24 protein-coding genes are annotated in these 26,404 nt (G+C 70.8%); 7 read left to right on the top strand and 17 right to left on the bottom strand.

Annotated features, from left to right (window positions below):
• Window positions 1–59 precede the first annotated feature (59 nt).
• The 6 genes from J3P31_RS08365 to J3P31_RS08390 all read right to left on the bottom strand — a co-directional run bounded on the left by J3P31_RS08365 (window position 60) and on the right by J3P31_RS08390 (window position 6,549).
• A complete protein-coding gene (locus tag J3P31_RS08365) occupies window positions 60–1,496 on the bottom strand; it encodes a gamma-aminobutyraldehyde dehydrogenase (RefSeq protein ID WP_210527961.1) in 1,437 nt (478 codons plus the stop codon).
• Between the two features lie 13 nt (window positions 1,497–1,509).
• The gene (locus tag J3P31_RS08370) at window positions 1,510–2,316 is read right to left on the bottom strand and encodes an ABC transporter permease (protein WP_210527962.1); all 807 of its coding nucleotides are present in this window, start codon (window positions 2,314–2,316) and stop codon (window positions 1,510–1,512) included.
• The gene (locus J3P31_RS08375) at window positions 2,306–3,247 is read right to left on the bottom strand and encodes an ABC transporter permease (protein WP_210527963.1); all 942 of its coding nucleotides are present in this window, start codon (window positions 3,245–3,247) and stop codon (window positions 2,306–2,308) included. Before J3P31_RS08375 ends, J3P31_RS08370 begins: the two co-directional genes overlap by 11 nt.
• The gene (locus J3P31_RS08380) at window positions 3,244–4,263 is read right to left on the bottom strand and encodes an ABC transporter ATP-binding protein (RefSeq protein WP_210527964.1); all 1,020 of its coding nucleotides are present in this window, start codon (window positions 4,261–4,263) and stop codon (window positions 3,244–3,246) included. The genes J3P31_RS08375 and J3P31_RS08380 overlap by 4 nt, the downstream gene beginning before the upstream one ends.
• 88 nt (window positions 4,264–4,351) lie before the next feature.
• On the bottom strand, window positions 4,352–5,512 hold the full coding sequence (locus J3P31_RS08385; protein WP_210527965.1) for an ABC transporter substrate-binding protein: 1,161 nt from the start codon (window positions 5,510–5,512) through the stop codon (window positions 4,352–4,354).
• A gap of 125 nt (window positions 5,513–5,637) precedes the next feature.
• Window positions 5,638–6,549, bottom strand: a complete 912-nt coding sequence (locus J3P31_RS08390; protein ID WP_210527966.1) for a LysR substrate-binding domain-containing protein — start codon at window positions 6,547–6,549, stop codon at window positions 5,638–5,640.
• A 99-nt stretch (window positions 6,550–6,648) separates the two neighbouring features.
• Here J3P31_RS08390 and J3P31_RS08395 point away from each other — a divergent pair, with 99 nt between their 5' ends.
• Window positions 6,649–8,007 carry a UDP-glucose dehydrogenase family protein gene (locus J3P31_RS08395; RefSeq protein ID WP_210527967.1) on the top strand — a complete coding sequence of 453 codons (1,359 nt, stop codon included), beginning with the start codon at window positions 6,649–6,651 and terminating at the stop codon, window positions 8,005–8,007.
• Between the two features lie 428 nt (window positions 8,008–8,435).
• On the opposite strand, the gene J3P31_RS08400 is transcribed toward J3P31_RS08395, so the two are convergent.
• The 8 genes from J3P31_RS08400 to J3P31_RS08435 form a co-directional block, all read right to left on the bottom strand.
• Window positions 8,436–10,463: a M3 family metallopeptidase gene (locus tag J3P31_RS08400; RefSeq protein ID WP_210527968.1), complete on the bottom strand. Its 2,028-nt coding sequence runs from the start codon at window positions 10,461–10,463 to the stop codon at window positions 8,436–8,438.
• Between the two features lie 57 nt (window positions 10,464–10,520).
• The gene (locus tag J3P31_RS08405; protein WP_210527969.1) at window positions 10,521–11,306 is read right to left on the bottom strand and encodes an amino acid ABC transporter permease; all 786 of its coding nucleotides are present in this window, start codon (window positions 11,304–11,306) and stop codon (window positions 10,521–10,523) included.
• 9 nt (window positions 11,307–11,315) lie between these two features.
• Window positions 11,316–12,101: a transporter substrate-binding domain-containing protein gene (locus J3P31_RS08410; RefSeq protein ID WP_210527970.1), complete on the bottom strand. Its 786-nt coding sequence runs from the start codon at window positions 12,099–12,101 to the stop codon at window positions 11,316–11,318.
• Between the two features lie 71 nt (window positions 12,102–12,172).
• On the bottom strand, window positions 12,173–12,439 hold the full coding sequence (locus tag J3P31_RS08415) for a hypothetical protein (RefSeq protein WP_210527971.1): 267 nt from the start codon (window positions 12,437–12,439) through the stop codon (window positions 12,173–12,175).
• Between the two features lie 31 nt (window positions 12,440–12,470).
• Entirely contained in the window at window positions 12,471–13,550 is a 1,080-nt protein-coding gene (locus J3P31_RS08420; RefSeq protein WP_210527972.1) for a HesA/MoeB/ThiF family protein, read from the bottom strand.
• A complete protein-coding gene (gene dut, locus J3P31_RS08425) occupies window positions 13,547–14,017 on the bottom strand; it encodes a dUTP diphosphatase (RefSeq protein ID WP_210527973.1) in 471 nt (156 codons plus the stop codon). Before dut ends, J3P31_RS08420 begins: the two co-directional genes overlap by 4 nt.
• A complete protein-coding gene (coaBC, locus tag J3P31_RS08430) occupies window positions 14,014–15,213 on the bottom strand; it encodes a bifunctional phosphopantothenoylcysteine decarboxylase/phosphopantothenate--cysteine ligase CoaBC (protein ID WP_210527974.1) in 1,200 nt (399 codons plus the stop codon). The genes dut and coaBC overlap by 4 nt, the downstream gene beginning before the upstream one ends.
• A 115-nt stretch (window positions 15,214–15,328) precedes the next feature.
• Complete coding sequence (locus tag J3P31_RS08435) at window positions 15,329–16,207, bottom strand: RNA polymerase factor sigma-32 (RefSeq protein ID WP_210527975.1); 879 nt, start codon at window positions 16,205–16,207, stop codon at window positions 15,329–15,331.
• A gap of 98 nt (window positions 16,208–16,305) precedes the next feature.
• Between J3P31_RS08435 and cobU the strand changes: the two genes are divergently transcribed.
• The 4 genes from cobU to J3P31_RS08455 all read left to right on the top strand — a co-directional run bounded on the left by cobU (window position 16,306) and on the right by J3P31_RS08455 (window position 19,917).
• Window positions 16,306–16,830, top strand: a complete 525-nt coding sequence (gene cobU, locus J3P31_RS08440; RefSeq protein ID WP_246849356.1) for a bifunctional adenosylcobinamide kinase/adenosylcobinamide-phosphate guanylyltransferase — start codon at window positions 16,306–16,308, stop codon at window positions 16,828–16,830.
• A complete protein-coding gene (locus J3P31_RS08445) occupies window positions 16,827–17,396 on the top strand; it encodes a histidine phosphatase family protein (protein WP_210527977.1) in 570 nt (189 codons plus the stop codon). The genes cobU and J3P31_RS08445 overlap by 4 nt, the downstream gene beginning before the upstream one ends.
• Window positions 17,397–17,472: 76 nt before the next feature.
• A complete protein-coding gene (locus tag J3P31_RS08450; protein WP_210527978.1) occupies window positions 17,473–18,348 on the top strand; it encodes a glutathione S-transferase in 876 nt (291 codons plus the stop codon).
• Between the two features lie 54 nt (window positions 18,349–18,402).
• On the top strand, window positions 18,403–19,917 hold the full coding sequence (locus tag J3P31_RS08455; protein ID WP_210527979.1) for a YifB family Mg chelatase-like AAA ATPase: 1,515 nt from the start codon (window positions 18,403–18,405) through the stop codon (window positions 19,915–19,917).
• On the opposite strand, the gene gshB is transcribed toward J3P31_RS08455, so the two are convergent.
• The 3 genes from gshB to rsmI all read right to left on the bottom strand — a co-directional run bounded on the left by gshB (window position 19,914) and on the right by rsmI (window position 22,340).
• Window positions 19,914–20,858 carry a glutathione synthase gene (gene gshB, locus J3P31_RS08460; RefSeq protein WP_210527980.1) on the bottom strand — a complete coding sequence of 315 codons (945 nt, stop codon included), beginning with the start codon at window positions 20,856–20,858 and terminating at the stop codon, window positions 19,914–19,916. The genes J3P31_RS08455 and gshB overlap by 4 nt on opposite strands.
• A 226-nt stretch (window positions 20,859–21,084) precedes the next feature.
• Window positions 21,085–21,492, bottom strand: coding sequence for a YraN family protein (locus tag J3P31_RS08465; RefSeq protein WP_210527981.1), 408 nt, complete (start codon window positions 21,490–21,492; stop codon window positions 21,085–21,087).
• Window positions 21,489–22,340: a 16S rRNA (cytidine(1402)-2'-O)-methyltransferase gene (gene rsmI, locus J3P31_RS08470; RefSeq protein ID WP_210527982.1), complete on the bottom strand. Its 852-nt coding sequence runs from the start codon at window positions 22,338–22,340 to the stop codon at window positions 21,489–21,491. The genes J3P31_RS08465 and rsmI overlap by 4 nt, the downstream gene beginning before the upstream one ends.
• An 89-nt stretch (window positions 22,341–22,429) precedes the next feature.
• On the opposite strand from rsmI, the gene J3P31_RS08475 reads away from it, so the two are divergent.
• Entirely contained in the window at window positions 22,430–23,620 is a 1,191-nt protein-coding gene (locus J3P31_RS08475) for a penicillin-binding protein activator (RefSeq protein WP_210527983.1), read from the top strand.
• Window positions 23,580–26,393, top strand: a complete 2,814-nt coding sequence (locus J3P31_RS08480; RefSeq protein ID WP_210527984.1) for a [protein-PII] uridylyltransferase — start codon at window positions 23,580–23,582, stop codon at window positions 26,391–26,393. Before J3P31_RS08475 ends, J3P31_RS08480 begins: the two co-directional genes overlap by 41 nt.
• Window positions 26,394–26,404: the final 11 nt, after the last annotated feature.

The following is a 26,404-nucleotide window of genomic DNA, read 5'->3' on the forward strand; positions in this document are numbered from 1 at the left end:
TTCCATTCCCTGTGGTCCGCCCGACTGTTCGCCTGGGCGGACCGAGTGTCAACACAGGCTCAGTGGGCGATCATCACGTGGCGGACGGCGGTGTAGTCCTCCAGGGCGTAGACCGACATGTCCTTGCCGTAGCCGGACTGCTTGAGGCCGCCATGGGGCATCTCGTTGACCAGCACGAAGTGGGTGTTCACCCAGGTGCAGCCGTATTGCAGGCGGCTCGCCACCTGCATGGCCTTGCCCACGTCCTGCGTCCAGACCGAGGAGGCGAGCCCGTACTGGCTGTCGTTCGCCCATTGGATCGCCTGCTCCGCGTCGTCGAAGCGCGTGACCGACACGACGGGGCCAAAGACCTCGCGCTGGACGATCTCGTCCTCCTGCCGGGCGCCCGCGATCACGGTGGGCTTGTAGTAGAAGCCCGGCCCTTCGGGCATCCCGCCCCCCGTGACCACCTCCATGTGCTTCTGCTCGCTGGCGCGGCTCACGAAGCTCGCCACCCGGTCGCGCTGCCGCAGCGAGATCAGCGGCGGCATCTCGTTCACGCTGTCGTCCGGCTCGGCGAAGGTGATCGAGGCCGCGGCCGCCGCCAGCTCGGCCACCAGCCTGTCGTGGATGCCGTGGCCCGCATAGACCCGGCAGGCGGCCGTGCAGTCCTGCCCGGCGTTGTAGAAGCTGAAGGCCCTGAGCCCGTTCACCACCCGCTCCAGGTCGGCGTCGTCGAAGACGATGACCGGGGCCTTGCCGCCCAGCTCCAGATGCGTGCGCTTCACGCCCTTGCTGGCCGCCTGGAGCACCTTCTTGCCCGTGGCCACGTCGCCGGTGATCGACACCATGTCGATGCCCGGATGGTTGATGAGCGTGTTGCCCACCGACCCGCCCTGCCCCACGACGATGTTCACCACCCCCTCGGGCAGGATCTCGGCCAGGATCCTCGCCAGCTTCAGCGCGGTCAGCGGCGTCTGCTCGCTGGGCTTCATCACCACGCAGTTGCCGCCCGCCAGCGCCGGGGCCAGCTTCCAGGCCATCATCATCAGCGGGTAGTTCCAGGGCGCGATCGAGGCCACGACCCCGATCGGGTCGCGCCGGATCATGCTGGTGTGGCCGGGCAGGTATTCGCCCGCCAGCGCCCCGTGCATGTTGCGCGCCGCCCCTGCAAAGAACCGGTAGCAGTCCACGATGGCCGGGATCTCGTCGTTCAGCATCGCGTTGATCGGCTTGCCGGTGTTCATCGCCTCGAGCCGCGCGAACTCCTCGGCCTCGGCCTCGATCCGGTCCGCGATCTTGAGGAGCAGGTTCGACCGCTGCCCCGGCGTGGTGCGCGACCAGGTGCCAAAGGCCGTGCGCGCCGCCTGCACCGCCCGGTCGATCTGCGCGGCCCCCGCCTCGGGCAGCTTCAGGATGGTCTCGCCCGTCCGGGGGTTGAGGATCGTCTCCTCCCCTTCCGTGCCCGCCTCGAAGGCATGGCCGATCAGCATCTGCGTGTCGAATTGAACAGTCATGGGGGAATCTCCCTTACTTCCCGCTCCCCGCGACGGTGTCCGTCCCGCGGGTCAATCGATAGGCGCCCAGGATGGGCAGCAGCGTCACCAGCACGACGACCAGGGCGACCACGTTGGTCACGGGCCGTTCGCGCGGGCGCACCAGCTCCTCCAGCATCCAGATCGGCAGCGTCGCCTGCTGCCCGGCCGTGAAGGTGGTGACGATCACCTCGTCGAACGACAGCGCGAAGGCCAGCATCCCGCCCGCCAGCAGCGCCGTGGCGATGTTGGGCAGGATCACGAACCGCAGCGTCTGCCAGTAGGTCGCCCCCAGGTCCATCGAGGCCTCGATGAGGTTCCCCGACACCCGCCGGAACCGCGCCACCGCGTTGTTGTAGACGACCACGATGCAAAAGGTCGCGTGCCCCAGCACGATGGTCCAGAAGCTGTAGGGGATGTCGCCCAGGCTGAAGGCCGAACGCAGCGCGATCCCGGTGATGATCCCCGGCAGCGCGATGGGCAGCACCACCAGCAGCGACACCGCCTCCCGGCCGAAGAACCGCGTCCGCGCCACCGCCGCCGCGCACAGCGTCCCCAGCACCAGCGCCACCGCCGTCGCCATCAGCGCCACGCGCAGCGACAGGCCCAGAGCCTCCCAGATGTCGGGCCGCGCCCAGGCCCGCGCGAACCAGTGCAGCGTCAGCCCCGGCGGCGGCCAGACGAAGCTCTTGGACTCGGTCGAGAAGGCGTACAGGAACACGATCAGGATCGGCCCGTGCAGGAACAAAAGGCCCCCGCCCGCCAGCACCTTCAGCCACAGCGGGGCCCGCTCAGAGCGCATCGAAGGCCCCCATCCGCTTGGCGATCCACAGGTAGATCCCCATGACGACGATCGGCACCACCGCAAAGGCCGCCGCCAGCGGCACGTTCCCCGCCGTCCCCTGGTACTGGTAGACCGCCAGCCCGATGAACCGCGCCGAGGTGCCGACGATCTGCGGGATGATGTAGTCGCCCAGCGTCAGGCTGAAGGTGAAGATCGACCCCGCCACCACCCCCGGCAACGCCAGCGGCCACAGCACGTGCCGGAAGGTCTGCGCCGGGCTCGCCCCCAGGTCGCCCGAGGCCTCGACCAGCGACCCCGGCACCCGCTCCAGCGCCGCCTGGATCGGCAGGATCATGTAGGGCAGCCAGACATAGACGAAGACGATGAAGGTCCCCGTGGGCGAGACCGACAGGGAGTTGCCCCCGATCCCCGGCACGGACAGAAAGGCGTCCAGCAGCCAGCCCAGCCCGACCCCCTCGAAGGCCCAGCCCAGGATGCCCTCCTTGGCCAGGATCAGCTTCCAGGCATAGACCTTGACCAGGTAGCTCGACCACAGGGGCAGCATGACGCCCAGGTAGAACAGCGCCTTCCACCGCCCCCGGGCGTAGCGGGCCGCGTAATAGGCGATGGGGAACGCGACGCCCACGCTCGCCACCGTCACCGCCGCTGACATCGCCAGCGTCCGCCAGATGATGTCCAGGTTCGCGGGCCGCAGCAGCTCCCCATAGGTCTTGAGCGTGGGCGTCCGGTCGATCACGCCCGAGAACTCGTCGATCGAGAAGAAGCTCTGCGCCAGAAGCGCGAACAGCGACCCCAGGTAAATGATGCCCAGCCACAGGAGAGGCGGCGCCAGCAGCAGCAGCAGCAGAAGCCTCGGCCGCCGCCAGAGCGTGTCCGACAGCCCCCCGCCCGCCTCGCGGACGGGCGCGCCCTCGGCGACGGCCGTCATGCCGCCTCCAGGACGTGCAGGGCCTCGGGGTTCCAGGCCAGGCCCACGCGCCCGCCGACCTCCGGCAGGGCGCGCTCGGCCCCGACCAGGACGGCGATCTCGGTGCCGGGCGGGACGCCATGGGCGCCCCCGCCCTCCATGCGGACCACCAGCCGCGTCGCCGACCCCAGGTAGCGGGCCGAGGTGACGACCCCGACCGGCACGACGTCCTTGACCGGCGTGAGGACCACCGACTCGGGCCGCAGCGACGCCCAGGCCGCCGGCCCGCCCAGCCCGCGCGTGACCTCGGGCGGCAGGACGTTGCTCGACCCCACGAAATCCGCCACGAACCGCGTCCGGGGCCTCCGGTACACCTCGTCGGGGTTGCCCACCTGCTGGATGCGCCCGTCGCTGAACACCGCCACCCGGTCGGCCATCGACAGCGCCTCGCCCTGGTCGTGGGTCACGAAGACGAAGGTGATCCCCACCCGGCGCTGGAGCGTCTTCAGCTCGTCCTGCATCTGCTCGCGCAGCTTGAGGTCCAGCGCCCCCAGCGGCTCATCCAGCAGCAGCACCCGCGGCCGGTTCACCAGCGCCCGCGCCAGCGCCACCCGCTGCCGCTGCCCGCCCGACAGCTCGGACGGCTTGCGCGCGCCATAGCCCGGCAGCGCCATGAGCCCGAGCGCCTCCTCGGCCCGCCGGTGCCGCTCGGCCTTTCCCACCCCCGCGATCATCAGCCCATAGGCCACGTTGTCGAGCACGTTCAGGTGCGGGAACAGCGCGTAGTCCTGAAAGACCGTGTTCACCGCCCGCTTGTAGGGCGGCAGGCCCGCGACGCTTTGGCCGAACAGGCGGATGTCGCCCGCCGTGGGCCGCTCAAAGCCCGCGATCAGCCGGAGGCAGGTGGTCTTGCCGGACCCCGACGGCCCCAGCATGGCGAAGAACTCGCCCTCGGCGATGTCGAGGTCCACGCCATCCACGGCACGGACGGGGCCGAAATGGCGGGACACGCCCCGGAATGAGACGGCAGCAGTCATCGGATCCTCTCGGCGGCGCGGGCCGCGCGCCGCGTTCGTCTGGAAGGGACGGGGCACGCGCGGCCTGCGCGCGCCCCGCCGGGCTCGGTCAGCGTCCGCCGATCACGCCGATGTAGTCGCTGACCCAGCGGTAGTAGGGCACGCAGGCGTCGTCCCCCTGCGAGCAGTCGGCCACCGGCGTCCGCCAGAACTGGATGCGGTCGAAGTCGTCGAAGCCGTTGGCGTGGCAGCCTTCCTGCGTCTGCATCCCCGACCCGTCCGTGCAGGCGGCGGGCACCGCGGGCACCGACCCGAACCAGACCGACAGGTCCGACTGGAGGTTCGAGCTCAGCGAATGCTCCATCCACTTGTAGGCGCAGTTCGGATGCTCGGCGTCGACATGCAGCATCAGGGTGTCGGCCCAGCCCGTGGCCCCCTCCTCGGGGATGGTCGAGGCGACCGGCGCGCCCTCGCTCTGGAGGAGGTTCACCATGAACGGCCAGGAGCCCGAGGCGACCATGCCCTCGTTCTTGAAGTCGTCCATCTGGATGTAGGCGTCGTGCCAGTAGCGGCTCACCAGCTCGCGCTGGCCGCGCAGCAGGTCCAGCGCGGCGGCGTATTGCTCCTCGTTCAGTTCATAGGGCGAGGTGATGCCCAGCTCGGGCTTGTGCTTCATGAGGTAGAGCGCCGCGTCCGCGATGTAGATCGGCCCGTCATAGGCCTGCACGCGGCCCGCGTTGGCCTGGCCGTCGGGCAGGTCCTGCGCCTCGAAGACGACGTTCCACGAGGTCGGCGGCTCCTTGAAGACCTCGGTGTTGTACATCAGCACGTTCGGGCCCCACTGGTAGGGCACGCCGTAATGCTGGCCGTCCACGGTGAACCAGGGCGCGTCCTTCAGCCGGTCGTCCACCTTGCTCCAGGACGGGATCAGGTCCGTGTTGACCGGCTGCACCTTGCCGCCCGCGATCAGCCGCAGCGACGCATCGCCCGAGGCGGTCACCAGGTCGAACCCGCCCTCGTTCATCAGGGCGACCATCTCGTCCGAGGTGTTGGCCGTCTTCACGTCCACCATGCAGCCGGTGGATTCCTCGAACTTGGTGACCCAGTCGTAGGCCGGGTCGGTCTCGCCCCGCTCGATGTAGCCGGCCCAGGCGACGATCGAGAGCGCGCCCTCGCCGTCCCCCACCTCGGTCATCTGGGCCTGCGCCGCCGTGGCGGCCAGCAGGGACAGGATGGCAAAGGCGGAAGCGCCTCGTGAAAGGACGGTCATCTTGGTCTCCCTGTTATGGGGGCCGCCCCGGACAGGCCCGGCCCCGGTTTTGCGGAAGACTGGCCCGGCCCGTCACGTTTCGCAAATGCAATTGGCAGAATGGGGCATTCAGTTTTTCCGAAAGCTCAGCGCCCGCGCCCCGCCGGCCCGGCGGCCTGGCTCAGCGCGATGAAGTCATGCGCGGCCGGGGACAGCGGCGCGCCCCGCCGCCAGACGATGCCCACCTGCACCACCGGCAGCGCGCCCGACACGTCGCGGCTCTCGATGCGGTCGCCTTCCAGCGACCAGGGCCGGTAGATCAGGTCCGGCAGCAGCGCGACCCCCGCCCCCGTGGCCACGAGGCTCCGCACCGCCTCCACGCTCCGCGTGCGGAAGGCCACGCGCGGCCGCGGGTTCAGCGCCGACAGGAGGTTCCCGGTCTCTTCCTCCATCTCGTCCACCATCAGCATGATCAGCGCTTCGGGGGCGAGGTCCGACAGCGCGATGGCGTCCTGCCCCGCCAGCCGGTGCCCCGAGGGCAGCCACAGCCGGAACGGCGACACCTCCAGGATCTCGACCATCAGCGCGGCGCGGTTTTTCAGGGCACCCGTGACCATGACGGCGGCGTCCAGCTCGCCCCCGATCAGCAGGTGCTCCAGGTAGTCGCCCGAATCCTCGATGGCGGTGACCGTGACCTCCGGGTTCGCCCGCCGGAACCGCGCGAGCAGGTCCGACATCACGTAGCCCGCCATCAGCGAGGTGACGCCCAGTTGCAGCGTCCCCGTCAGGGCCGCCCGCTCGGCCGTCAGCGCCCGCCGCGACGCCGACACCTGCGCCAGGATCGTGCGCGCGTGCCGCAGGAACAGGTGGCCGCGCTGGGTCACGGACAGCCCGCGCGCGTGCCGGTCGAACAGCCGCACGCCCAGGTCCGCCTCCAGGTCCTTGACCGACTCCGACACGGCCGACTGCGAGATGGCGAGGACCTGGGCCGCCTGGCTGACCGAGCCGTTCTCGGCGACCGCGACAAAGGCCCGCAGCTGGCGAAGGGTAAAGGACATGGCCCGCATGAGACAGGGCCGATGCTGCGACTGCAAGCGTGACTTGACCCGAGTCGTCCTATGGGTCAGGGGAAACCTGGGCAACGGAAGGGGCTGGACATGAAGATCGCGATGATCGGCACGGGCTATGTAGGCCTGGTTTCGGGGGTGTGCTTTTCCGACTTCGGCCACGAGGTCGTCTGCGTCGACAAGCACGAGGGCAAGATCGCGGCGCTCCAGCGCGGCGAGATCCCGATCTACGAACCCGGGCTCGACGCCCTTCTGGCGCGCAACGTGGCCGAAGGCCGGCTCAGCTTCACCACCGACCTGCGCGAGGCCGTCGTCGGCGCCGAGGCGGTGTTCATCGCCGTGGGCACGCCGTCCCGCCGGGGCGACGGCCACGCCGACCTGAGCTACGTCTACGCCGCCGCCAAGGAGATCGCCGAGGCCGCGACCGCGCCGACCGTGGTCGTCACCAAGTCCACCGTCCCCGTCGGCACCAACCGCGAGGTCGCCCGCATCCTGCGCGAGACCCGGCCCGAGATCGCCTTCGGCGTCGCCTCCAACCCCGAATTCCTGCGCGAAGGCGCCGCGATCGAGGACTTCATGAAGCCCGACCGCGTGGTCGTGGGCCTCGACGGCTCCTCGGACCTCGCCCGCACCGTGATGGCGGACATCTACAAGCCGCTGTTCCTGCGCGAATTCCCGATCGTCTACACCGACCTCGAATCCGCCGAGATGATCAAATACGCGGCCAACGCCTTCCTGGCCGTCAAGATCACCTTCATCAACGAGGTCGCGGCCCTTTGCGAACGCGTGGGCGCCGACATCAAGGCCGTCTCCAAGGGCATGGGCCTCGACGGCCGCATCGGCTCCAAGTTCCTGCACGCCGGCCCCGGCTACGGCGGCTCCTGCTTCCCCAAGGACACCAACGCCTTCGCCCAGACCGGGCAGGACTTCGGCGTCAACCTCCGCCTCGTGGAATCGACCATCGACGTCAACGAGGCCGTCAAGGAGCGCATGGTGGACAAGATCGCCGCGCTCGCGGGGGGCGACCTCCAGGGCAAGACCGTCACCGTGCTGGGCGTGACCTTCAAGCCCAACACCGACGACATGCGCGAGGCGCCCTCCCTGACCATCATCCCCGCCCTCCAGAAGGCCGGGGCCACCGTCCGCGCCGTGGACCCGCAGGGCCGCCGCGAAGGCGAGCATCTCCTTCCGGGGGTGGACTGGGTGGACGATCCCTACGCCGCCGCCGAGGGGGCGCATCTCGTCGCCATCCTGACCGAATGGAACCAGTTCCGCGCCCTCGACCTGAAACGGCTGGCGGGCGCCATGGCGGATCCGCGCATGGCGGACCTCCGCAACGTCTACGGCCCCGAAGAGGCGCGCGCCGCCGGCTTCGCGGGCTACGACTCGGTGGGTCGCCAGGGCTTCGGCACCCCCGAGGCCGCGACCCGGCGCGCCGTCGCCGAATGATCCCCCGGCGCGGGGCCGGGCCATCGCGCCCGGGCCCGCGCCCCGCTCCGGCGTTCCCGGCGCCAGGCCCCCGCGCGCCCGTTGCGCGACCGCCCGCACCGGCGCACGGTGCCCCAGCCCGCCGTTAACCCGTTCCTGCGACCCTGGCTCCGTCCCGAACCCCGGAGCCCGCGCCCATGGACCCTGCCCTCTGCCTGACCCTCCCGCCCGGGACCTCGCCCCGGCTGGCGCGGCTCCAGGCCTTCCGCGACCGCCTCGCGACCTTCACGCGCGGACGGCCCGAGGCGCAGGCCCTGGCCCGCGCCGCCCTCCGCGACCTGAGCGAGATCGTCGCCTCCCCCGCCCGGGACGCCGCCGTGGACAGCGGCGCCTCGCAGATCATGCGCCGCTTCCTCGACGGCTGGCTGTCTCTCGACTGGGATGCCCCCTCAGGCGGCCTCGGGCAGCAGCCCGCGCCCGCGCAGCAGCGCCTCGACGCCGGGCATCCGGCCCCGGAACCGGGTGTAAAGGACGTCCGCCTCCTCCGATCCCCCGGCCGACAGGATGTTCTCCTCCAGCTTCCGCGCCAACTCCGGGTCGAAGGGGTCGCCCCGCTCCTCGAAGGCGGCAAAGGCGTCGGCGTCCATGACCTCGGACCACATGTAGCTGTAGTAGCCGGCGCTGTAGCCGTCCCCGGCAAAGACGTGCTGGAAATGCGGCGTGGCGTGCCGCATCCGGATGGCGCGCGGCATCCCGATCGATTCCAGCACCTCGGCCTGCCGCTGCATCGGGTCCGCCGGGGCCGGGCCGTCGTGGAAGGCCATGTCCACCAGCGCGCTCGCGATGTACTCGACCGTCTGGAACCCCATGTCGAAGGTCGAGGCGCCCAGCAGCCGGTCCCGCAGGTCGGCGGGCATCGGCGCGCCGGTCGCGGCATGGCGGGCAAAGTCCTCAAGGACCTCCGGGACCTCCAGCCAGTGCTCATAAAGCTGCGACGGCAGCTCGACGAAGTCCCGCGCCACGCTGGTCCCCGAGATGCTCTCGAAGGTCACGTCCGACAGCATCTGGTGCAGCGCGTGCCCGAATTCGTGGAACAGCGTCCGCGCGTCGTCCCAGGACAGCAGCGTGGGCCCCTCCTCCGCCTTGGCGAAGTTGCAGACGTTCACGACCAGCGGCCGCACCTCGCCGTCCAGCCGCGACTGCGGCCGCATGGCGCTGCACCAGGCCCCCGACCGCTTGCCGTCGCGGGCGAAGTAGTCGCCCAGGAACACCGCCACATGCGCGCCGCCGCGCGTCACCTCCCAGATGCGGACGTCCGGGTGGTAGCGGGGCGCGTCCGGGATCTCCCGGAACTCCAGCCCGAACAGCCGCGAGGACACGGCAAAGGCCGCCTCGATCATCCGGTCCAGCGACAGGTACGGCTTGATCGCCGCCTCGTCGAGGTCGTGCTCCGCCGCCCGCCGCTTTTCCGCGTAGTAGCGCCAGTCCCAGGCCTCCAGCGGGCCGGCAAAGCCGTCGGCGTGCAGCATCAGCTCCAGCACCACGGCGTCGCGCTCCGCCGCGGCGCGGGCGGGGGTCCAGACCTCCATCAGAAGGTCCTTCACATGGGCGGGCGTCCGCGCCATCTCGGTCTCGAGCTTCCAGTCCGCGAAGGACGGGAACCCCAGGAGCCGCGCCCGCTCCTCGCGCAGGGCCAGCATCTCGGCGGCGATGGCCCGGTTGTCGGTGGCCCCGCCGTTCGCGCCCCGCGCCGTCCAGGCCTCGTAGGCCTTCCGGCGCAGGTCGCGCCTGGGCGAGAACTGGAGGAACGGCACGATGAGCGAGCGCGACAGCGTCACCACCGGCCCGCCCTGCCCCTTGGCCTCGCCCGCCGCCCGCGCGGCCGCCACCACGAAGCCGGGCAGCCCCTCCAGGTCGCCCTCGGCCAGGGGCATGAACCAGTCCTTCTCGTCGGCCAGGACGTTCTGGGTGAACTGCGTCCCCAGCACCGCGAGCCGCGCCTTGACCTGCTTCATCCGCTCGGCCGCCTCGCCCCCGAGCCGCGCCCCCGACCGGACAAAGCCCCGGTGGGTGAGGGACAGCACCCGCATCTCCTCGGGGCTCAGCCCCAGGCTGTCGCGCCGCTCCCAGAGGTCGTCGATGCGCGCGAACAGCGCCGTGTTGGCCGTGATCTCGGACCCGTAGGCCGACAGCTTGGGCGCGAACTCCCGCTCGAGCGCCTGCCGGGCGTCGTTGCTGTCCGCCCCGGCCACCGCCCAGAAGGCCGACAGCACCTGGCTCAGCCGCTTGTCGGCGGTCTCGAGCGCGGCGACGGTGTTGGCAAAGCTGGGCGCGTCCGGGTTCGCGGCGATGGCCTGGATGCCGGCCCGCGCCTCGGCCAGCGCCTCGTCCACGGCGGGCCCGTAGTCCGCGTCGCGGATCAGGTCGAAGGGCGGCAGGCCGAAGGGCGTGGTCCAGTCGCTCAGAAGGGGGTTCATGGCGCTCTCCCGATGGTTCGGGATCAGGCTAGACCGCCGGGGGGCCGACCGCCAGCCTCAGGCCCGCTGGCGCAGGCTCACTTCCAGGCGACGAAGCACGAGCGACAGCCCGATGGTCATGGTCAGGTAGATCAGCGCCACGACGTTGTAGGTCTCGAAGTAGCGGAAGTTCCCGGCCGCCGTGACCTTGCCCAGCTGCGTGACGTCCGTGACCCCCAGGACGGACACCAGCGAGGAATCCTTGACCATGGCCACGAAGTCGTTGCCCAGCGCCGGAAAGATCACCCGGAAGGCCTGCGGAAAGGTCACGAGCCGGAACCGCTGCCAGCCCGACATGCCCAGCGCCATCGCCGCCTCGACCTGCCCGCGCTCGACGGACAGGAGGCCCGCCCGGAAGATCTCCGCCAGGAACGCCGAATAGGCGAGCGTCAGCGCGATCACCGCCCGCCACAGCAGGGAAAAGTCACGCGGCCGCACCGGATCGAGCCCCAGGAGCCCCGTCACGGCGTTCCATCCCTCGACCAGGGCCGGCGCCAGGACGAAGGCCACGTACAGCAGCAGCACGATGATCGGCACGCCGCGCATGACCTCGACATAGGTCCGCGCGACCTGCCGCAGCACCGCGCTCCGCGACAGCCCCATGAGAGCGAGCCCCAGCCCCAGCAGGCAGGCCGAGCCATAGGCCACCACCGCGACCAGGATCGTGATGCCGATCCCCGCCGACAGCTTGCGGAGCACCTCGAGGTAGACCGGGCTGGACAGCACCTGCCAGAACAGCAGCAGGCCCGCCGCGACGACCACGACGAGCCACCAGGGAAAGTCCTTCTCGGGCGGATGGGTCAAGGGCCGGGCTTACTGGCCCATGGCGTAGTCGACGAACCACTTCTGGTTCAGCGCGTCCATGGTCCCGTCGGCCTTCATCGCCGCGATAGCGGCGTTGATCGGCGCCACGAGGTCCGAGCCCTTGGGGAAGATGAAGCCGAAGTCCTCGGCCCCCAGGGGCTCGCCCACGATCTTGAGAGCCCCGTCCGACGCCGCGACATAGCCGTTCGCCCCGGTCGAATCCGACAGGACCATGTCCACGTCCCCGCTCCTGAGCGCCTCGAGCCCGGCCCCGAAGGTTTCGAACTTGATGATGCGGGGGTTCGCCTCGTCGCCGTCGAGCACCTCGTAGACGCCGACATAGAAGGGCGTGGTGCCCGGCTGCGCGGCCATGAGCAGGTCCGGGTTCGCGGCAAAGCCCGCGGCGTCGGCAAAGCGGTCCTCGTCGCCGCGGACCATCATCATCATCTCGGACCGCAGGTAGGGCTCGGAGAAGTCCACGACCTCCCTGCGGTCGTCGCGGATGGTGATGCCGGTCATGCCCATGTCGTACTGGCCTTCGGACACGGCGGGGATCATGGCGTCCCAGGAGGTGTTCTCGTAGGCGACGGACAGGTTCAGCCGCTGCGCGATCTCGGCCACGGCGTCGTATTCCCAGCCCACCGCGTTGCCGTCCGCGTCCACGAACTGGAGCGGCGGATAGGCGTTCTCGGTGACCACCGTGATCTCGCGCCCGCCCATGTCGGGCAGGTCCTGGGCCAGGGCCGAGGTCGCCACAAGCGCGAGCGCGGCGGAGGCAAGAAGGCGGGCGGTCATCGGAAGGCTCCCTGTTCGGTCGGTTGCGGGGCACTTTGGCCCCGCGGGAGCGCGGTGACAAGGCGGGCCGGTCAGCCCGCGGTGCGCCTCAGGCTTTGGACGAACAGCCGCGCGATCTCCTTGACGGCGTCGTCGTCCTTGGTCTCGTCGCTGGCGTGGTCGCCCAGCCGGTCGATGCTCTGCTCCAGGTGGTCGAACAGCCCGGGGAACTGCCGTTCGATGTACACCAGGGTCTGGAACAGCATGTGCTCGGTGGCAAGCTCGCGGTGGCGCGCCTCGGCGCCCGACTGCGTCAGGCTGTCGCCGAGGGAGGAGCGGGGGGAGGATGTATCAGCCATGGCGGCCCAGATAGCGGCCCGCCATCCCCCTTCAAGTGCGCCGCGGCCCGCCACGCCCGCCGCAGACGGGACAGCCGGGCCGCGCCTCGAGCGTCACGACCCGCGCCTCGGCATGGAGCCCATCGAACAGGAACATGCGCCCGCGCAGCGTCTCCCCCGCCCCGGCCAGGTGCTTGACGGCCTCGAGCGCCATCATGGCGCCCATGATGCCCGGAAGGGGACCGGCCACGCCCGCCTCCGCGCAGGAGGGCGCGAGCCCGGGCGCCGGGGCCTCGGGGAACAGGCAGGCATAGCAGGGGCCGCCACGCGCCGGATCGTAAAGGCTGATCTGCCCTTCCCACTGCGTCAGGGCGGCGGCGATGAGAGGCTTGCCGGCGCGCACCGCCTCCCGGTTGACCAGGCTGCGGGTCTCGAAGGTGTCGGATCCATCAAGGATCAGGTCGTAGCCACCCAACAGCTCGCCCGCGATCTCGGGGGTCAGCCGGCGGGAGTAGGTGCGGACCGACACATGGGGGTTCAGCGATGCGACCGCATCCGCCGCCGACTGCGCCTTGGGGCGGCCCAGGTCCGCCTCGCCATGGATCACCTGCCGCTGGAGGTTCGACGCCTCGACCGCATCGCCGTCGATGATGCCAAGGGTCCCCACCCCGGCTGCGCCAAGGTAAAGGAGGGCCGGGCTTCCCAGTCCCCCGGCCCCGACCACGAGGACCCTAGCGTCGCCAAGCGCCCGTTGCCCCATGCCCCCGATCTCGCGGAGCGTGATATGCCGGGCATAGCGCCCCAACTCGGCCTCGGAGAACGGCCCTCGGGCCTGACCCGGCGACGCGGCTGGAACGGCGGCCGGAGCCTGCCGGCGCTTTGCCTCGGCCCGGACGCGCCCTAGCACCTGCGAATAGCCCCAGGCCACCGCGACCGCCGCCACGAGCAGGAGCCAGAACCCCGGTTCGCGCCCGGTGGCCTCCCGCAGGGGATGGCCATCGGGAAGCACGACATGGAGCGCCAGCACGCCCGTGAGCAGGAGCCCCACCATCATGAGCCGCGCCTGCCGTGGCACCCCCATGACCACGCCGGCGATCCAGATCGCGGCAGCCATGGCCCCGACGAGGATCATGCGCCGCGCCCCGTCGAGCCGAAGCCGCCTGCGCCCCGGGGCGTCGGGTCGAGGTCGTCCGCCAGGTCGAAGGCGGCCTGGACGACCGGCGCGATCACGATCTGCGCGATCCGCTCCCCATGAGAGAGGGTGATCGCCTCGTCGCCCGCGTTCAGGAGCAGGACCAGCACCTCGCCCCGGTAATCCGCGTCGATGGTGCCGGGCGCATTCGGGAGGAGGAGGCCACGCCGGGCGAGGCTCGATCGCGCGCGCACCTGCCCCTCGTAGCCGTCCGGGATGGCGAGGCGCAGCCCCGTGGGCACGGCCGCGCGTCCGCCCGGCGGCAGGCTGATACCCTGCTCCCGCATCTCGGGGGGGAGGTTTGCCCGCAGGTCGGCCCCGGCCGCTCCGGCCGTCTGGTAGGCGGGCAAGGGGAGCGAGCGATCCGCGCCCTCGGCCCAGGCAAGGCGGACGCGCGGGAGGCTCATGCCAGCGCCTCCGCGATGCGTCCGGCCAGCCTTTGGGCCACGGCGTCCTTGCCCATACGCTCCCAGAACTCTTCTGCCTGCGCGGTGATGAGCGTCACGGCATTCTCGGCCCCGCCCATGATGCCGGTCTCGGGCGAGACGTCGTTCGCGACGATCCAGTCGCAACCTTTCCGGAGCCGTTTCGCCCGCGCGTGCTCCAGGACATGCTCGGTTTCGGCCGCGAAGCCCACGACGAGCCGTGGCCGCCCTTTTGACAGGGTTGCGATGGTCGCCAGGATGTCCGGGTTCTGCGCCAGCGTCAGGGTGGGAGGGCCGCCTTCGCCCTTCTTGAGCTTCTGGTCCGAAGCCGCCACCACCCGCCAGTCCGCCACGGCCGCCGCCATGACCGCGACGTCGGCGGGCAAGGCCTCTTCCACCGCCGCCAGCATCTGGGCGGCGGTCTCGACCCGGACGACGTCCACACCGTCAGGGGGCGGGACCGAGGCGGGACCGGTGACGAACGTCACGCGCGCGCCCAGGGCAGCCAGCGCCGCGCCGATCGCCGCGCCCTGGGCGCCGGAGGATCGGTTGGCGATGTAGCGCACCGGATCGATGGGCTCGTGGGTCGGCCCCGAGGTGACAATGGCATGTCGCCCGGCCAGGGGCCGTGACGCTGGGGCGAGAGCGGCCTCCACGGCGGCCACGATCTCCAGCGGCTCGGCCATCCGGCCGTAGCCGAATTCCCCGCAGGCCATCGGCCCCTGGTTGGGCCCGACGAAAAGGATGCCGTCGCGCCTGAGCTGCTCCAGGTTGCGCCGGGTGGCCGGATGCTCCCACATGCGGACGTTCATCGCCGGCGCCATCAGGACCCGCTTGTCGGTCGCGAGCAGGAGCGTCGAGGCGAGGTCCGGCGCAAAGCCGTTCGCTGCGCGGGCCATGAGATCGGCGGTTGCCGGCGCGACCACGATCAGGTCGGCGGCGCGGGACAGCTCGATATGGCCCATCTTGGCCTCGGAGGTCAGGTCGAAGAGCGTGCGGTGCACCTCCTCCCCCGCCAGCGCCGAGACGGACAGCGGCGTCACGAACTCCGCCCCCGAGGTGGTCAGGACCGGCGTGACCTTGACGCCCCGTTCCTTGAGCCGCCGGATGAGGTCCAGGGCCTTGTAGGCGGCGATGCCGCCGCCGATGACGAGAAGGATGTGACGACCCGCAAGCATGCGCGGACATTTGGCGGGTTGTCGGGTGGTGTCAACGGAGGGGCCGCACCATGATGGCGCGGCCCCTCGATCCTGTCGGCGGCGGACCGGACGGCGCGCGGCCGCCGTCGCCCGATCAGTTGAAGAAGTGCATCACCTCGCGCGACTGCGTCTCGAGGCTCCGGCGCATCTTGCCGAAGGCCGCCGCCTCGAGCTGCCGCACCCGCTCCTTGGACAGGCCGAGTTCGTCCCCCAGCGATTCGAGCGTGCGGGGCTCGTCGCGCAGCTTGCGCTCCCGCACGATGAACCGCTCCCGGTCGTTGAGCGCCGAGAGCGCGGTCAGCAGCCACTGGCGGAGCGTGTCGGTGTCGTGGGTGATCTCCACCCGCTCGGCCGCCTGCACGCCGTCGTCCTCGAGCGCCTCGATCCACTCGCGCCCTTCCTCCTCGGCGGACTGCGTCGCGTTGAGCGAATAGTCCGAGCCGGACAGGCGGCCTTCCATCATCTCCACGTCGGAGAGCGGCACGCCCACCTCCTTGGCGATCATGGCGCGGACCTGATGCGGGGCCAGGATGATCCCCTGGGCCTGGGCCTCTCGCTCGATCCGGGCCTGGACCCGGCGCATGTTGAAGAAGAGCGACTTCTGCGACGAGGTCGAGCCCGTGCGCACCATCGACCAGTTGCGCATCACGTAGTCCTGGATCGACGCCTTGATCCACCAGACCGCATAGGTCGAGAAGCGCACGCCCCGGTCGGGGTCGAACTTGTCGGCGGCCTTCATCAGGCCGAGCGATGCCTCCTGGATGAGGTCGTTCATCGGCGCACCATAGCGGCGGAACTTGCCCGCCATGGAGATCGCCAGCCGCATGTACGCCGTGATCAACCGGTGCAGCGCCCGCTCGTCCCGATGATCCCGCCACGCATAGGCGAGCTTCAGCTCCGTTTCCGCATCCAGAAGTTCAGCCTTCATCGCCGTGCGGGAAAGGTGCTGATCCGCGTAGCCGTCCAATGCCATTGTGCCTCGGGTCCCCTATTCCTGGCCCTCGGGGCTTCTCCCCGTCGCCCATTGCCGATACGGAGCCAAAACGAACCCGGAACGAGGAAGTTCCCGCCTTGCCCTTGCAAAAACTGTCCCTGGTTCTAGGAGGCGCCAGCTCGGGGAAGTCTGCCTTCGCCGAACGGCTGGTGGTCGCAAGCGGCCGCCCCAAGGTCTATCTGGCCACAGCCGAAGCTTGGGACTTGGAAATGCAGGAGAAAATCGCGCGGCACCGCGACATGCGCGGGCCGTCGTGGCGCACGGTCGAAGAGCCGCGGGCCACGGCCGGGGCCTTGGGCGAAATATCGCCGACCGAGGCGGTGCTGCTGGATTGTGCAACTTTGTGGCTGACCAACCAGATGCTGGCCGACGCGGACCTCGGGGCCGCCGAGGCGGAACTGGCCGAGGCGCTGGCCAGCTGCCCCGCTCCGGTCGTCGTGGTGTCCAACGAGGTGGGGCTGGGGCTCGTCCCCGACACGCCGCTGGGCCGGCGCTTCCGGAACGCCCAGGGCGCGCTGAACCAGCGTCTCGCGGCGCAGGCGGATCTCGTGGTGTTCGTGGCGGCGGGGCTGCCGCTCGTGCTCAAGGGAACCCTGCCATGACGCGGCTCTGGCTCGTGCGGCATGGGCCGACCGGGGCCAAGGGGATGTGCGGCTGGACCGACCTTCCCGCCGACCTGTCGGACATCGCCGCGCTCAACCGCCTGTCGCTGGCGCTGCCCTGGGTTCCGGTCGTGTCCTCGGACCTCCGGCGTGCCGTCACCACGGCCGACGCGCTGGCCGAGGATCGTCCCCGGTTGCCGCACGAGCCCGCCCTGCGGGAGATGCATTTCGGGGACTGGGAGATGCGGACCCATGCCGAGGTGGAGGTGGAGGCCCCTGTCCTGTCCCGTGCGCTCTGGGCGGAACCCGGGGATCCCGCACCGCCCGGCGGGGAAAGCTGGAACGGGCTGCGGACCCGGGTCGAAGGCGCCCTCGACCGGCTTGCGGCAGAGCACCCCGAACTGATCGTGGTCTGCCACTTCGGCCCGATCCTTGCCGCGCTCCAGAGGGCACGGGGGATCACGGCGCTGGAGGTGCTCGGTCAGCGGATCGAGCCCCTGTCGCTGACGGTCCTATCGCGGGAGAACGGCGCCTGGACCGTGGAGGCGGTCGATCACCGTCCGTGATCCCGGGCCGCAACAAACATCGTTATCCTGAACGATCCGGGCTGACTAGCTTCCGGGCGACCAAAGGGGAACGTCCATGATCCATGACCTCGCCATCGGCGACCGCGCCTATTCGAGCTGGAGCCTGCGGGGCTGGCTGCTGTTCGACGCCTTCGGCCTTTCGGTCCGCACGCATCTGGCCCGGCTTTACAGCGACGATCTGCCCCGGATCCTGCGCGACTTCGCCCCGGCCCGCACGGTCCCGGCTGCCAGGCTGGCGGATGGGACCGTGGTCCTCGAAAGCCTCGCGATCGCGGAGGAGCTGGCGACGCGCCACCCGGACGCCGGGCTCTGGCCCGCCGAGGCCCGCGCCCGATCCGTGGCCCGGTCGATCAGCGCCGAGATGCATGCCGGCTTCCAGTCCCTGCGGGGACAGTGCCCCATGAACCTGCGGGCCAGCTATGCCGACACGCCCGTGGACGACGCGCTCCGCGCCGATCTGGACCGCCTCGAGACGATCTGGGCCTGGGCCCGCGACGCGGCGGTCGGCGACGGGCCCTGGCTCCTGGGCGACTATTCCGCCGCCGACGCCTTCTTTGCGCCAGTGGCCGCGCGCATTGCGACCTACAACCTCCCGGTGTCCGATGCGGCACGCTCCTATGTCGCCGCCCAACTGGCCCATCCATCCTTCCGGCGGTGGAAGGCCATGGCGGCCGTGGACGGCCCGGACCAGGAGGTCTACCGGCGCGGCTGGCCCCTGCGGCCCTGGCCCGGCCCGGCCCCCTTGCCCGCCCATGCCGTGGACGAGGGCACGCCCGAGAACGCGGCCTGCCTTTACTCGGGTCGGCCTGTCACGCACCTCCTGGAGGCGGGTGGCCGCATCTTCGGGTTCTGCAATGCCTTCTGCCGCGACAAGACCGTGGCCGATCCGCTGGCCTGGCCCGCCTTCGCCACGGCCTGGGGGCATCAATAACCTTCCGTTAACCATTTTCCCGCATCCTGCCCCGCGGAGCAGGGAGCGGGTATTATGGTCGCGCTGGCCTATACGGTGGCCTTCGAAGGCGTGGACGCCCGCCTCGTGGAGGTGCAATGCACCGTATCCCCGGGCCTGCCGGCGTTCGCCATCGTCGGCCTGCCCGACAAGGCCGTCTCCGAAGCGCGGGAACGCGTGCGCGCCGCCCTGAACGAGATGTCGATCGCGCTCCCCTCCAAGCGCATCACCGTGAACCTGTCGCCGGCGGACCTGCCCAAGGAGGGATCGCATTTCGACCTTCCCATCGCGCTCGCCCTTCTGGCCGCGCTCGACATCCTCCCGCGCGACGAGGTGGCCAGGACGGTCGCCCTGGGCGAACTGTCGCTCGGCGGCGCGCTCGTTCCGGTCCTGGGGGCCCTGCCCGCCGCGATGACGGCCGCCGAAGAGGGGCGGACGCTTCTCTGCCCCCGTGCCTCGGGCGCCGAGGCGGCCTGGGTCGGCGCGGCGGAGGTAATCGGGGCCGGGACGCTGGCCGAGGTCATCCGCCACTACACCGGGGCCGCCCCCCTGTCCCCCGCCCGGCCCGGCGAGGTCGTGGATCCGCCCGCCTCGCGCGACCTGCGCGACGTCAAAGGGCAGGAACGGGCCAAGCGCGCCCTGGAGATCGCGGCCGCGGGACGGCACCACCTGATCCTCGTGGGCTCGCCCGGGTCGGGCAAGTCCATGCTGGCGGCCCGCCTGCCTGGGATCCTGCCTCCGCTGTCCCCGGTCGAGGCGCTGGAAACCTCGATGATCCACTCCCTCGCGGGTCTCCTGACCGAGGGTGGCATCCGTCGCAGCCGTCCGTTCCGGGAGCCGCATCACACCGCTTCCATGGCGGCCATCGTGGGGGGCGGGCGGGGCGCCAAGCCGGGCGAGATCAGCTTGGCCCATAACGGCGTCCTGTTCATGGACGAGTTTCCGGAGTTTCCCAGGACCGTGCTCGAAACGCTGCGCCAGCCCATCGAGACGGGCGCGGTCACGGTCTCCCGCGCCAACGCCCATGTCCGGTATCCCTGCCGTTTCATGCTGGTGGCGGCGGCGAACCCGTGCCGGTGCGGCCACCTCACGGATGCGGGGCGCGCCTGCGCCAAGGCTCCGGCCTGCGGCGAGGATTACCTGGGCCGCATCTCCGGCCCCTTGATGGACCGCTTCGACCTGCGGGTCGAGGTGCCGCCCGTGTCGTTCCAGGACCTCGACCTGCCCCCTTCGGGCGAATCGTCCCGCGACGTCGCCGCGCGCGTCGCAGGCGCCCGCGCCACCCAGGCCCGCCGCTTTGCCGGCCATGACACCGTCCAGCTCAATGCCGACGCCGAGGGCCGCCTGCTGGAGGAGATCGCCGAGCCCTGCGCCGAAGGCCGGGATCTCCTGGGCAAGGTGGCGGCGCGGTTCGGGCTGTCGGCCCGGGGCTACCATCGGGTGCTGCGGGTCGCCCGCACCATCGCGGACCTCGACGGGTCGGACCGCCTGCGCCGCCCCCATGTGGCCGAGGCGGTGAGCTACCGCCTGGCCTTCGCCAAGGAGGTCTAGGCGGCGCGGCGGCGCTCCACGGCGTCCCAGATCAGCCCGGCCGCGTTGGTGCCGTCGAAGCGTTCCAGCTCCTGGAGGCCGGTGGGCGAGGTCACGTTGATCTCGGTCAGCCAGTCGCCGATCACGTCGATGCCGACAAAGATCAGGCCCTTGTCGCGCAGCGTCGGCCCGATGCGGGCGCAGATCTCGCGGTCGCGGTCGGTGACGGCCACCTTTTCGGGGCGTCCCCCCACATGCATGTTCGACCGCGTCTCCCCCTGGGCGGGCACACGGTTGATCGCGCCCACGCACTCCCCATCCACGAGGATCACGCGCTTGTCGCCCTTGACCACGTCGGGCAGGTACTTCTGCACGATCAGCGGCTCGCGCGAGAAGCCGGTGAACAGCTCGAAGAGCGAGGCGAGGTTGCCGTCGTCCATGCCGAGCTTGAACACCCCCGCCCCGCCGTTCCCATAAAGCGGCTTGAGGATGATGTCGCCATGCCGGGCGCGGAAGTCGCGCAGGGTCTGGAGGTCGCGGGCGATGGCCGTCGGCGGGGTCAGGTCCGGGAACCGCAGCACCAGCAGCTTCTCGGGTGAGTTCCGCACCCAGGTCGGGTCGTTCACCACCAGCGTCCGCGGATGGATCATGTCCAGAAGGTGGGTCGTGGTGATGTAGTGCATGTCGAAGGGCGGGTCCTGCCGGAGCCAGACCACGTCGAAGGTGGCAAGGTCGACCTCCTGCTCGGCCCCCAGGGCGAAGTGGTCCCCCTGCACGCGCTGCACCGTCAACGGCCAGCCGCGCGCCATGACACGGCCCTCCTGATAGGACAGCCGGTCGGGCGTGTAATAGAACAGCTCGTGCCCCCGCCCCTGCGCTTCGAGCGCGATCCGGAAGGTGGAGTCGGCGTTGATGTTCACCGCTCCGATCGGGTCCATCTGGAACGCGACCTTGAGACCCATACGATCCCCTCCTGCTATGGCTCCCGCTTCATGACGCAGGCCCGAGGGTCAAGGCAAGGTGCGCCGTCGGGTCCGCGATGGCGATCCGAGCCCCGGGGCCGGGCCCGCGCCATCGTGCCCCCCGGTTGCAGGTCCCGTCCCGACGCCTGACCGCACGGCGTTGGCCCATCTGCCGCGCCCCGGCGGCTGGCCGCGCGCGCACCCCGGCAGATTCGGGCCGGCGCCGTCAGAAATCCTCGCCCCAGGCGTTCTCGATCACGCGGACGCGCCCCATCCCGTCCACGAGCGCGAGGTCGAAGCGCAGTTCGGTCAAGGACCCCTTCGGCTCGCGGTCGGCGAAGTCCTGGGCGGCGGCGCAGAGGCGGTCCATCTGACGGCGGGCGAGACGGTGCGCCGCCCGGTCGAAGCTGCGGGCCTTCTTGACCTCGACAAAGATCAGCCGGGTCCCGTCGCGGAGGATCAGGTCGACCTCTCCCCAAGGGCTCCGCCAGCGACGGGCGGCCACGCGACAGCCCAGGCCCTCGAAATGGCGGACGACGCTTTCCTCGGCGGCGGCCCCGCTCAGGCTCGCGGCCATGCCTCTGAGACGCCGGACCTCCCTGGGATCGGCGACCCCCTCGGTGGGCCGGGTCATTCGTCCTTCAGTCCCAGCGCCAGCCGGTAGACCTGCTGACGCGGGAGGCCCAGGGCCCCTGCGACTGCCGTGGCGGCATCCTTGAGCCGCATGGTTTCCATGGCCTCGGCCAGACGCGCCCGGATGTCGGATTCGGTCACTTCGCGCGGCCCGCCCCGGCCGATGACCACCACGATCTCACCCTTCACCTCTCCCTCGAAGGCCGTTGCCAGGTCCCGCAGCGAACCGCGCCGCACCTCTTCGAAGCGCTTGGTCAGTTCCCGGCAGACCGCGGCGTCGCGCTCCCCCAGGATATCCGCCAAGTCGGTTAACAATCCATGAAGACGCTTGGGCGATTCGTAGAGGACGAGGGTCGCGGGCACGGCGGCCAGTTCGGCGATCGCGGCGCGGCGGGCGGTTTCGGCGTTCGGCAGGAACCCCACGAACAGGAAGCGGTCGGCCGGAAGGCCCGCCACGGCCAGCGCGGCCAGGAGCGCCGATGGTCCCGGAGCGGCCGTCACCGGCAGGCCGCGCGCGATCGCTGCCCGCGCCAGGGTAAAGCCCGGATCGGACACGAGAGGGGTCCCTGCCTCGGACACGTAGACCACGGACGCCCCGCCGGCGATCGCGTCCACGAGGCCGTCGACCACCCCTTCGCCCGAATGATCGTGGCAGGCGACAAGGCGGCGGCCGTTCAGCGCGACCCCGTGGATGTCCATGAGCTTGCGCGCGGAGCGCGTGTCCTCGGCGGCGATGATGTCGGCCGATCCCAGCAGGTCGAGCGTCCGGAGCGTGATGTCCCGCGCCGCGCCGATCGGCGTCGCGGCCAGATAAAGGCCAGCGGAAAGTGGCGTCCGAGCATCGTTCAAGGCTGGACCCCCCTGCCCCCTCGCCTATGATGCGGCCCAAAAGCGCGGGCCGCGTCCCGCAAGGCCATCGACCCAGGGGAGTGTTCCGCATGTTCGCAAGGGTTCTCAGCCGCCGCAAGGTGCTTGGACGGATTGCCGCGCTGGGGGGCCTCGCTCTCGCAGCCGCCTGCGCCCCGGTGGCGGTGACGTCGCCCGGCGGCGCGATCGAGGCGCCGGCCCTTCAGGCGGGGGCTCCGGTGCCGGTCGCGCTCCTCGTTCCGGCGGGGTCCCCGACCGAGTCCGACAACTTCGTGGCCCAGAACCTAGAGAACGCCGCCCGGCTCGCCATCGCGGACCTGAACGGGGTGCAGGTGGACCTTCGGGTCTACGCCACCGGCGGCGATCCCCAGCAGGCCGCCGCCGTCGCCCAGACCGCCGTCGCCGAGGGCGCGGCCATCATCCTGGGGCCGGTCTACGCCGAGGAGGCCAACGCCGTCGGGGTCGCCGCCGCGCCGAGCGGGGTCAACGTCCTCGCCTTCTCGAACACGCCGACCATCGCGGGCGGGAACGTGTTCATCCTCGGGCCGACCTTCCAGAACACCGCCGACCGGCTGATCCGCTACGGCAACACCGTCGGGATCAACCGCTACCTGATCGCGCATGGCGATGACCTGGGCGGCAGCATCGGACGGGACGCCATCACCACCGCCGCGCGGGCGAACCGGGCGACCGTGACCGGGACCGAGGCCTATTCCCTGTCGCAGCAGGGCATCCTCGACGCCGCGCCGCGCATCGCCGCCGCCGCCCAGGCCAGCGGTGCGCAGGCCGTCTTCACCACCGCGGGCGCCAACGCCGACCTGCCCCTGCTGGCCACCGCCCTGCCCGAGGCCGGGCTGTCCCCGGATGCGGTCCGGATGATCGGCCTGACCCGCTGGGACGTCGCGCCACAGCTTTTGGCGCTGCCCGGCCTCCAGGGCGGCATCTTCGCCATCCCGGACGAAACGCTCACCGCCGGCTTCGAATCGCGCTACCAGGCCGCCTACGGATCGGCGCCCCACCCGCTCGCGGCGCTCGCCTACGACGGCATTGCCGCCATCGGCGCGCTGGTGCGGCAGGGCGGCCCGCAGGCGCTGTCGCGCACCTCGCTGACGCAGGGCCAGGGCTTCCAGGGCACGGCCGGGATCTTCCGCCTTCTGCCCGACGGCACCAACCAGCGCGGCCTCGCGGTCGCCACCGTGCGCAACAATCAAGTGGTGATCCTTGACCCCGCTCCCCGCAGCTTCACCGGCGCAGGCTCCTGACACAGGCTCCCTTGCGGCCCCGGCGCCGGACAGTCTGATCTGTCCGGCGTCGTCCATTTGGGACGCCGCCCGGATGGACGCCGAACTCGGCCAGGCCCTCGCGATGGTTGCCGACGACCCCAAGGCCGCCCGGAAGGAGGTCGTCCGGCTCCTGGGCGACGCGCGCCGGCACGGGATGGAGGCGATCGGAGCCGCCTTCGCGGCCCACCCGGTCGCCGGGCGCGAGACGACGCACGCCATCGCCTGGCTGACGGATCGCCTCGTGACCTCGGCCTGCCGGACCGCGCGCGCGCTGCATCCGCTTCCTCCAGGCGAAAGCCGGATCGCCCTGCTGGCGGTGGGCGGCTACGGGCGGGGCGAGATGGCCCCCCAGTCGGACGTGGACCTGCTGGTCCTCCTGCCGGGGGCCCTCACCGAACGGCAGAAGGCGCTGGTCGAAGGGCTCCTGTATCTCCTCTGGGACCTCAAGCTGAAGGTCGGCCACGCGACGCGCTCGATCAAGGAAGCCCTGGCCCTCGCCAAGGAGGACCTGACGATCCGGACCACCCTGCTGGAAACGCGGCACCTGTTCGGCGACGAGAGCCTGACCGCTGCCCTCCGGGAGAAGTTCTGGCGCGACCTCGTGCGCGGCACGGCGGCGGAGTTCCTCGAAGGCAAGCTCGCCGAGCGGGCCGCGCGCCACGCCAAGCAGGGCGGCCAGCGCTACGTGGTCGAACCCAACGTCAAGGAAGGCAAGGGGGGCCTCAGGGACCTCCATTCGCTCTTCTGGATCGGCAAGTACGTCAACGGGGTCGAGACCACCGACGAGCTGGTGGCCCGCGGCGTCTTCACCTCCGAGGAGTTCGCGACCTTCCGCCGCGCCGAGGAGTTCCTCTGGGCCGTGCGCTGCCATCTCCACCTCATCACCGGGCGGCCGGTGGACCAACTCACCTTCGACCTGCAGGTCGAGGTGGCGGGCCGCATGGGCTACGAGGGGGGTGACGGCCGCCGCGCCGTCGAGCGGTTCATGCAGGACTACTTCCGCCACGCCACCCGCGTGGGCGAGCTCACGCGGATCTTCCTCGTGGCGCTAGAGGCCAGCCATCTCAAGGCCGAGCCGCGGCTGATGCGGCTCTTCACCCGCAAGCCGCGGGCGCGGCCGCCCTATGCCATCAAGCAGAACCGCCTGACCGTCGCGGACGACCGCACCTTCCTGACGGACCCGCTCAACCTCCTGCGGATCTTCGAGGAAGCGCTGCGGACCGGGACCCTTCTGCACCCCGACGCCATGCGGCTGCTGTCGGCGAACCTCCACCTCATCGACGACCGCCTTCGGGCCGACCCGCGGGCCAACGCCATCGTCCTCGACCTGCTTCTCAAGCACGGGAATCCCGAACGGGCGCTGCGCCGGATGAACGAGCTGGGCGTGCTGGCCGCCTTCATCCCCGAGTTCGAGCCCATCGTGGCGATGATGCAGTTCAACATGTACCATCACTTCACGGTGGACGAGCACATCATCCAGTGCATCAGCCACCTCGCCCGGATCGAGCGGGGCGAGCTGGTCGAAGAGCTCCCCGTGGCCTCGGGGATCCTCAAGACCGGGGTGAATCGGCGGGTGCTCTACGTGGCGCTGCTGCTCCACGACATCGGCAAGGGCCGGGCCGGGGACCATTCGATCATCGGCGCCGAGATCGCGGCCCATGTGGCGCCCCGCCTCGGGCTCACCCCGCGGGAATCCGAGACGGTCGTCTGGCTCGTGCGGAACCACCTGCTCATGTCGGACGTGGCCCAGAAGCGCGACATCGCGGAACCGCGCACGGTGCGCGACTTCATCACGCGGGTCGTCTCCAAGGAGCGGCTCGACCTCCTGACGGTGCTGACGGTCTGCGACATCCGGGGCGTCGGGCCCGGGACCTGGAACAACTGGAAGGCCATGCTGCTGCGGGCGCTCTACACCGCGGCCGAGACCGAGCTTCTGGCCCGCGCGGCCGAGGTTCCCGTTCCGGCCCGCTCCCCGCGCGAGGAGGAGGCGCGGCGCGCCCTCGCCCGCGCGCTGCCCGGCTGGTCGCCCGCCGAGATCGAGGCCGAGGCGCAGCGGCATTACGGACCCTACTGGCTGGGCCTATCCACGGACCTCCACGCCGTCTTCGCCCACCTCCTCCGCGGGATCCAGGACGACGAGCTGCGGATCGACATCAAGCCGGACGAAGGCCGCGACGCCACCCGCGCCGCCTTTGCCATGGTGGACCACCCGGGGCTGTTCTCGCGCATGACGGGGGCGCTGGCCCTGGTGGGCGCGAACATCCGCGACGCCCGGACCTACACGTCCAAGGACGGCTACGCCACGGCGATCTTCTGGATCCAGGACGGCGAAGGGAAGCCCTTCGAGGAGTCCCGCCTGCCCCGGCTGCGCCAGATGATCAGCCGCACCCTACGCGGCGAGGTCGTCGCGCGCGAGGCGCTCAAGGATCGCGACAGGCTCAAGAAGCGCGAGGCCGCCTTCGAGGTGCCGACGCGCATCTCCTTCGACAACAGCGGGTCCGACATCTACACCATCATCGAGGTGGACACCCGCGACCGGCCCGGGCTCCTTTACGACCTCACGAGGACGTTGGCGGCCAACAACGTCTACATTGCCTCCGCCGTCATCGCGACCTATGGGGAGCAGGCGGTGGACACCTTCTATGTCAAGGACATGTTCGGACTGAAGTTCCACGCCGAGGGCCGGCAACGCGCCCTTGAGAGGAAGCTGCGCGAGGCGATCGAGCAGGGCGCGGCGCGCGCGCGGGGCTAAGGGGTTTTCGA

Source organism: Rubellimicrobium arenae (assembly GCF_017916275.1).
GTDB classification, from domain to species: Bacteria; Pseudomonadota; Alphaproteobacteria; order Rhodobacterales; family Rhodobacteraceae; genus Rubellimicrobium; species Rubellimicrobium arenae.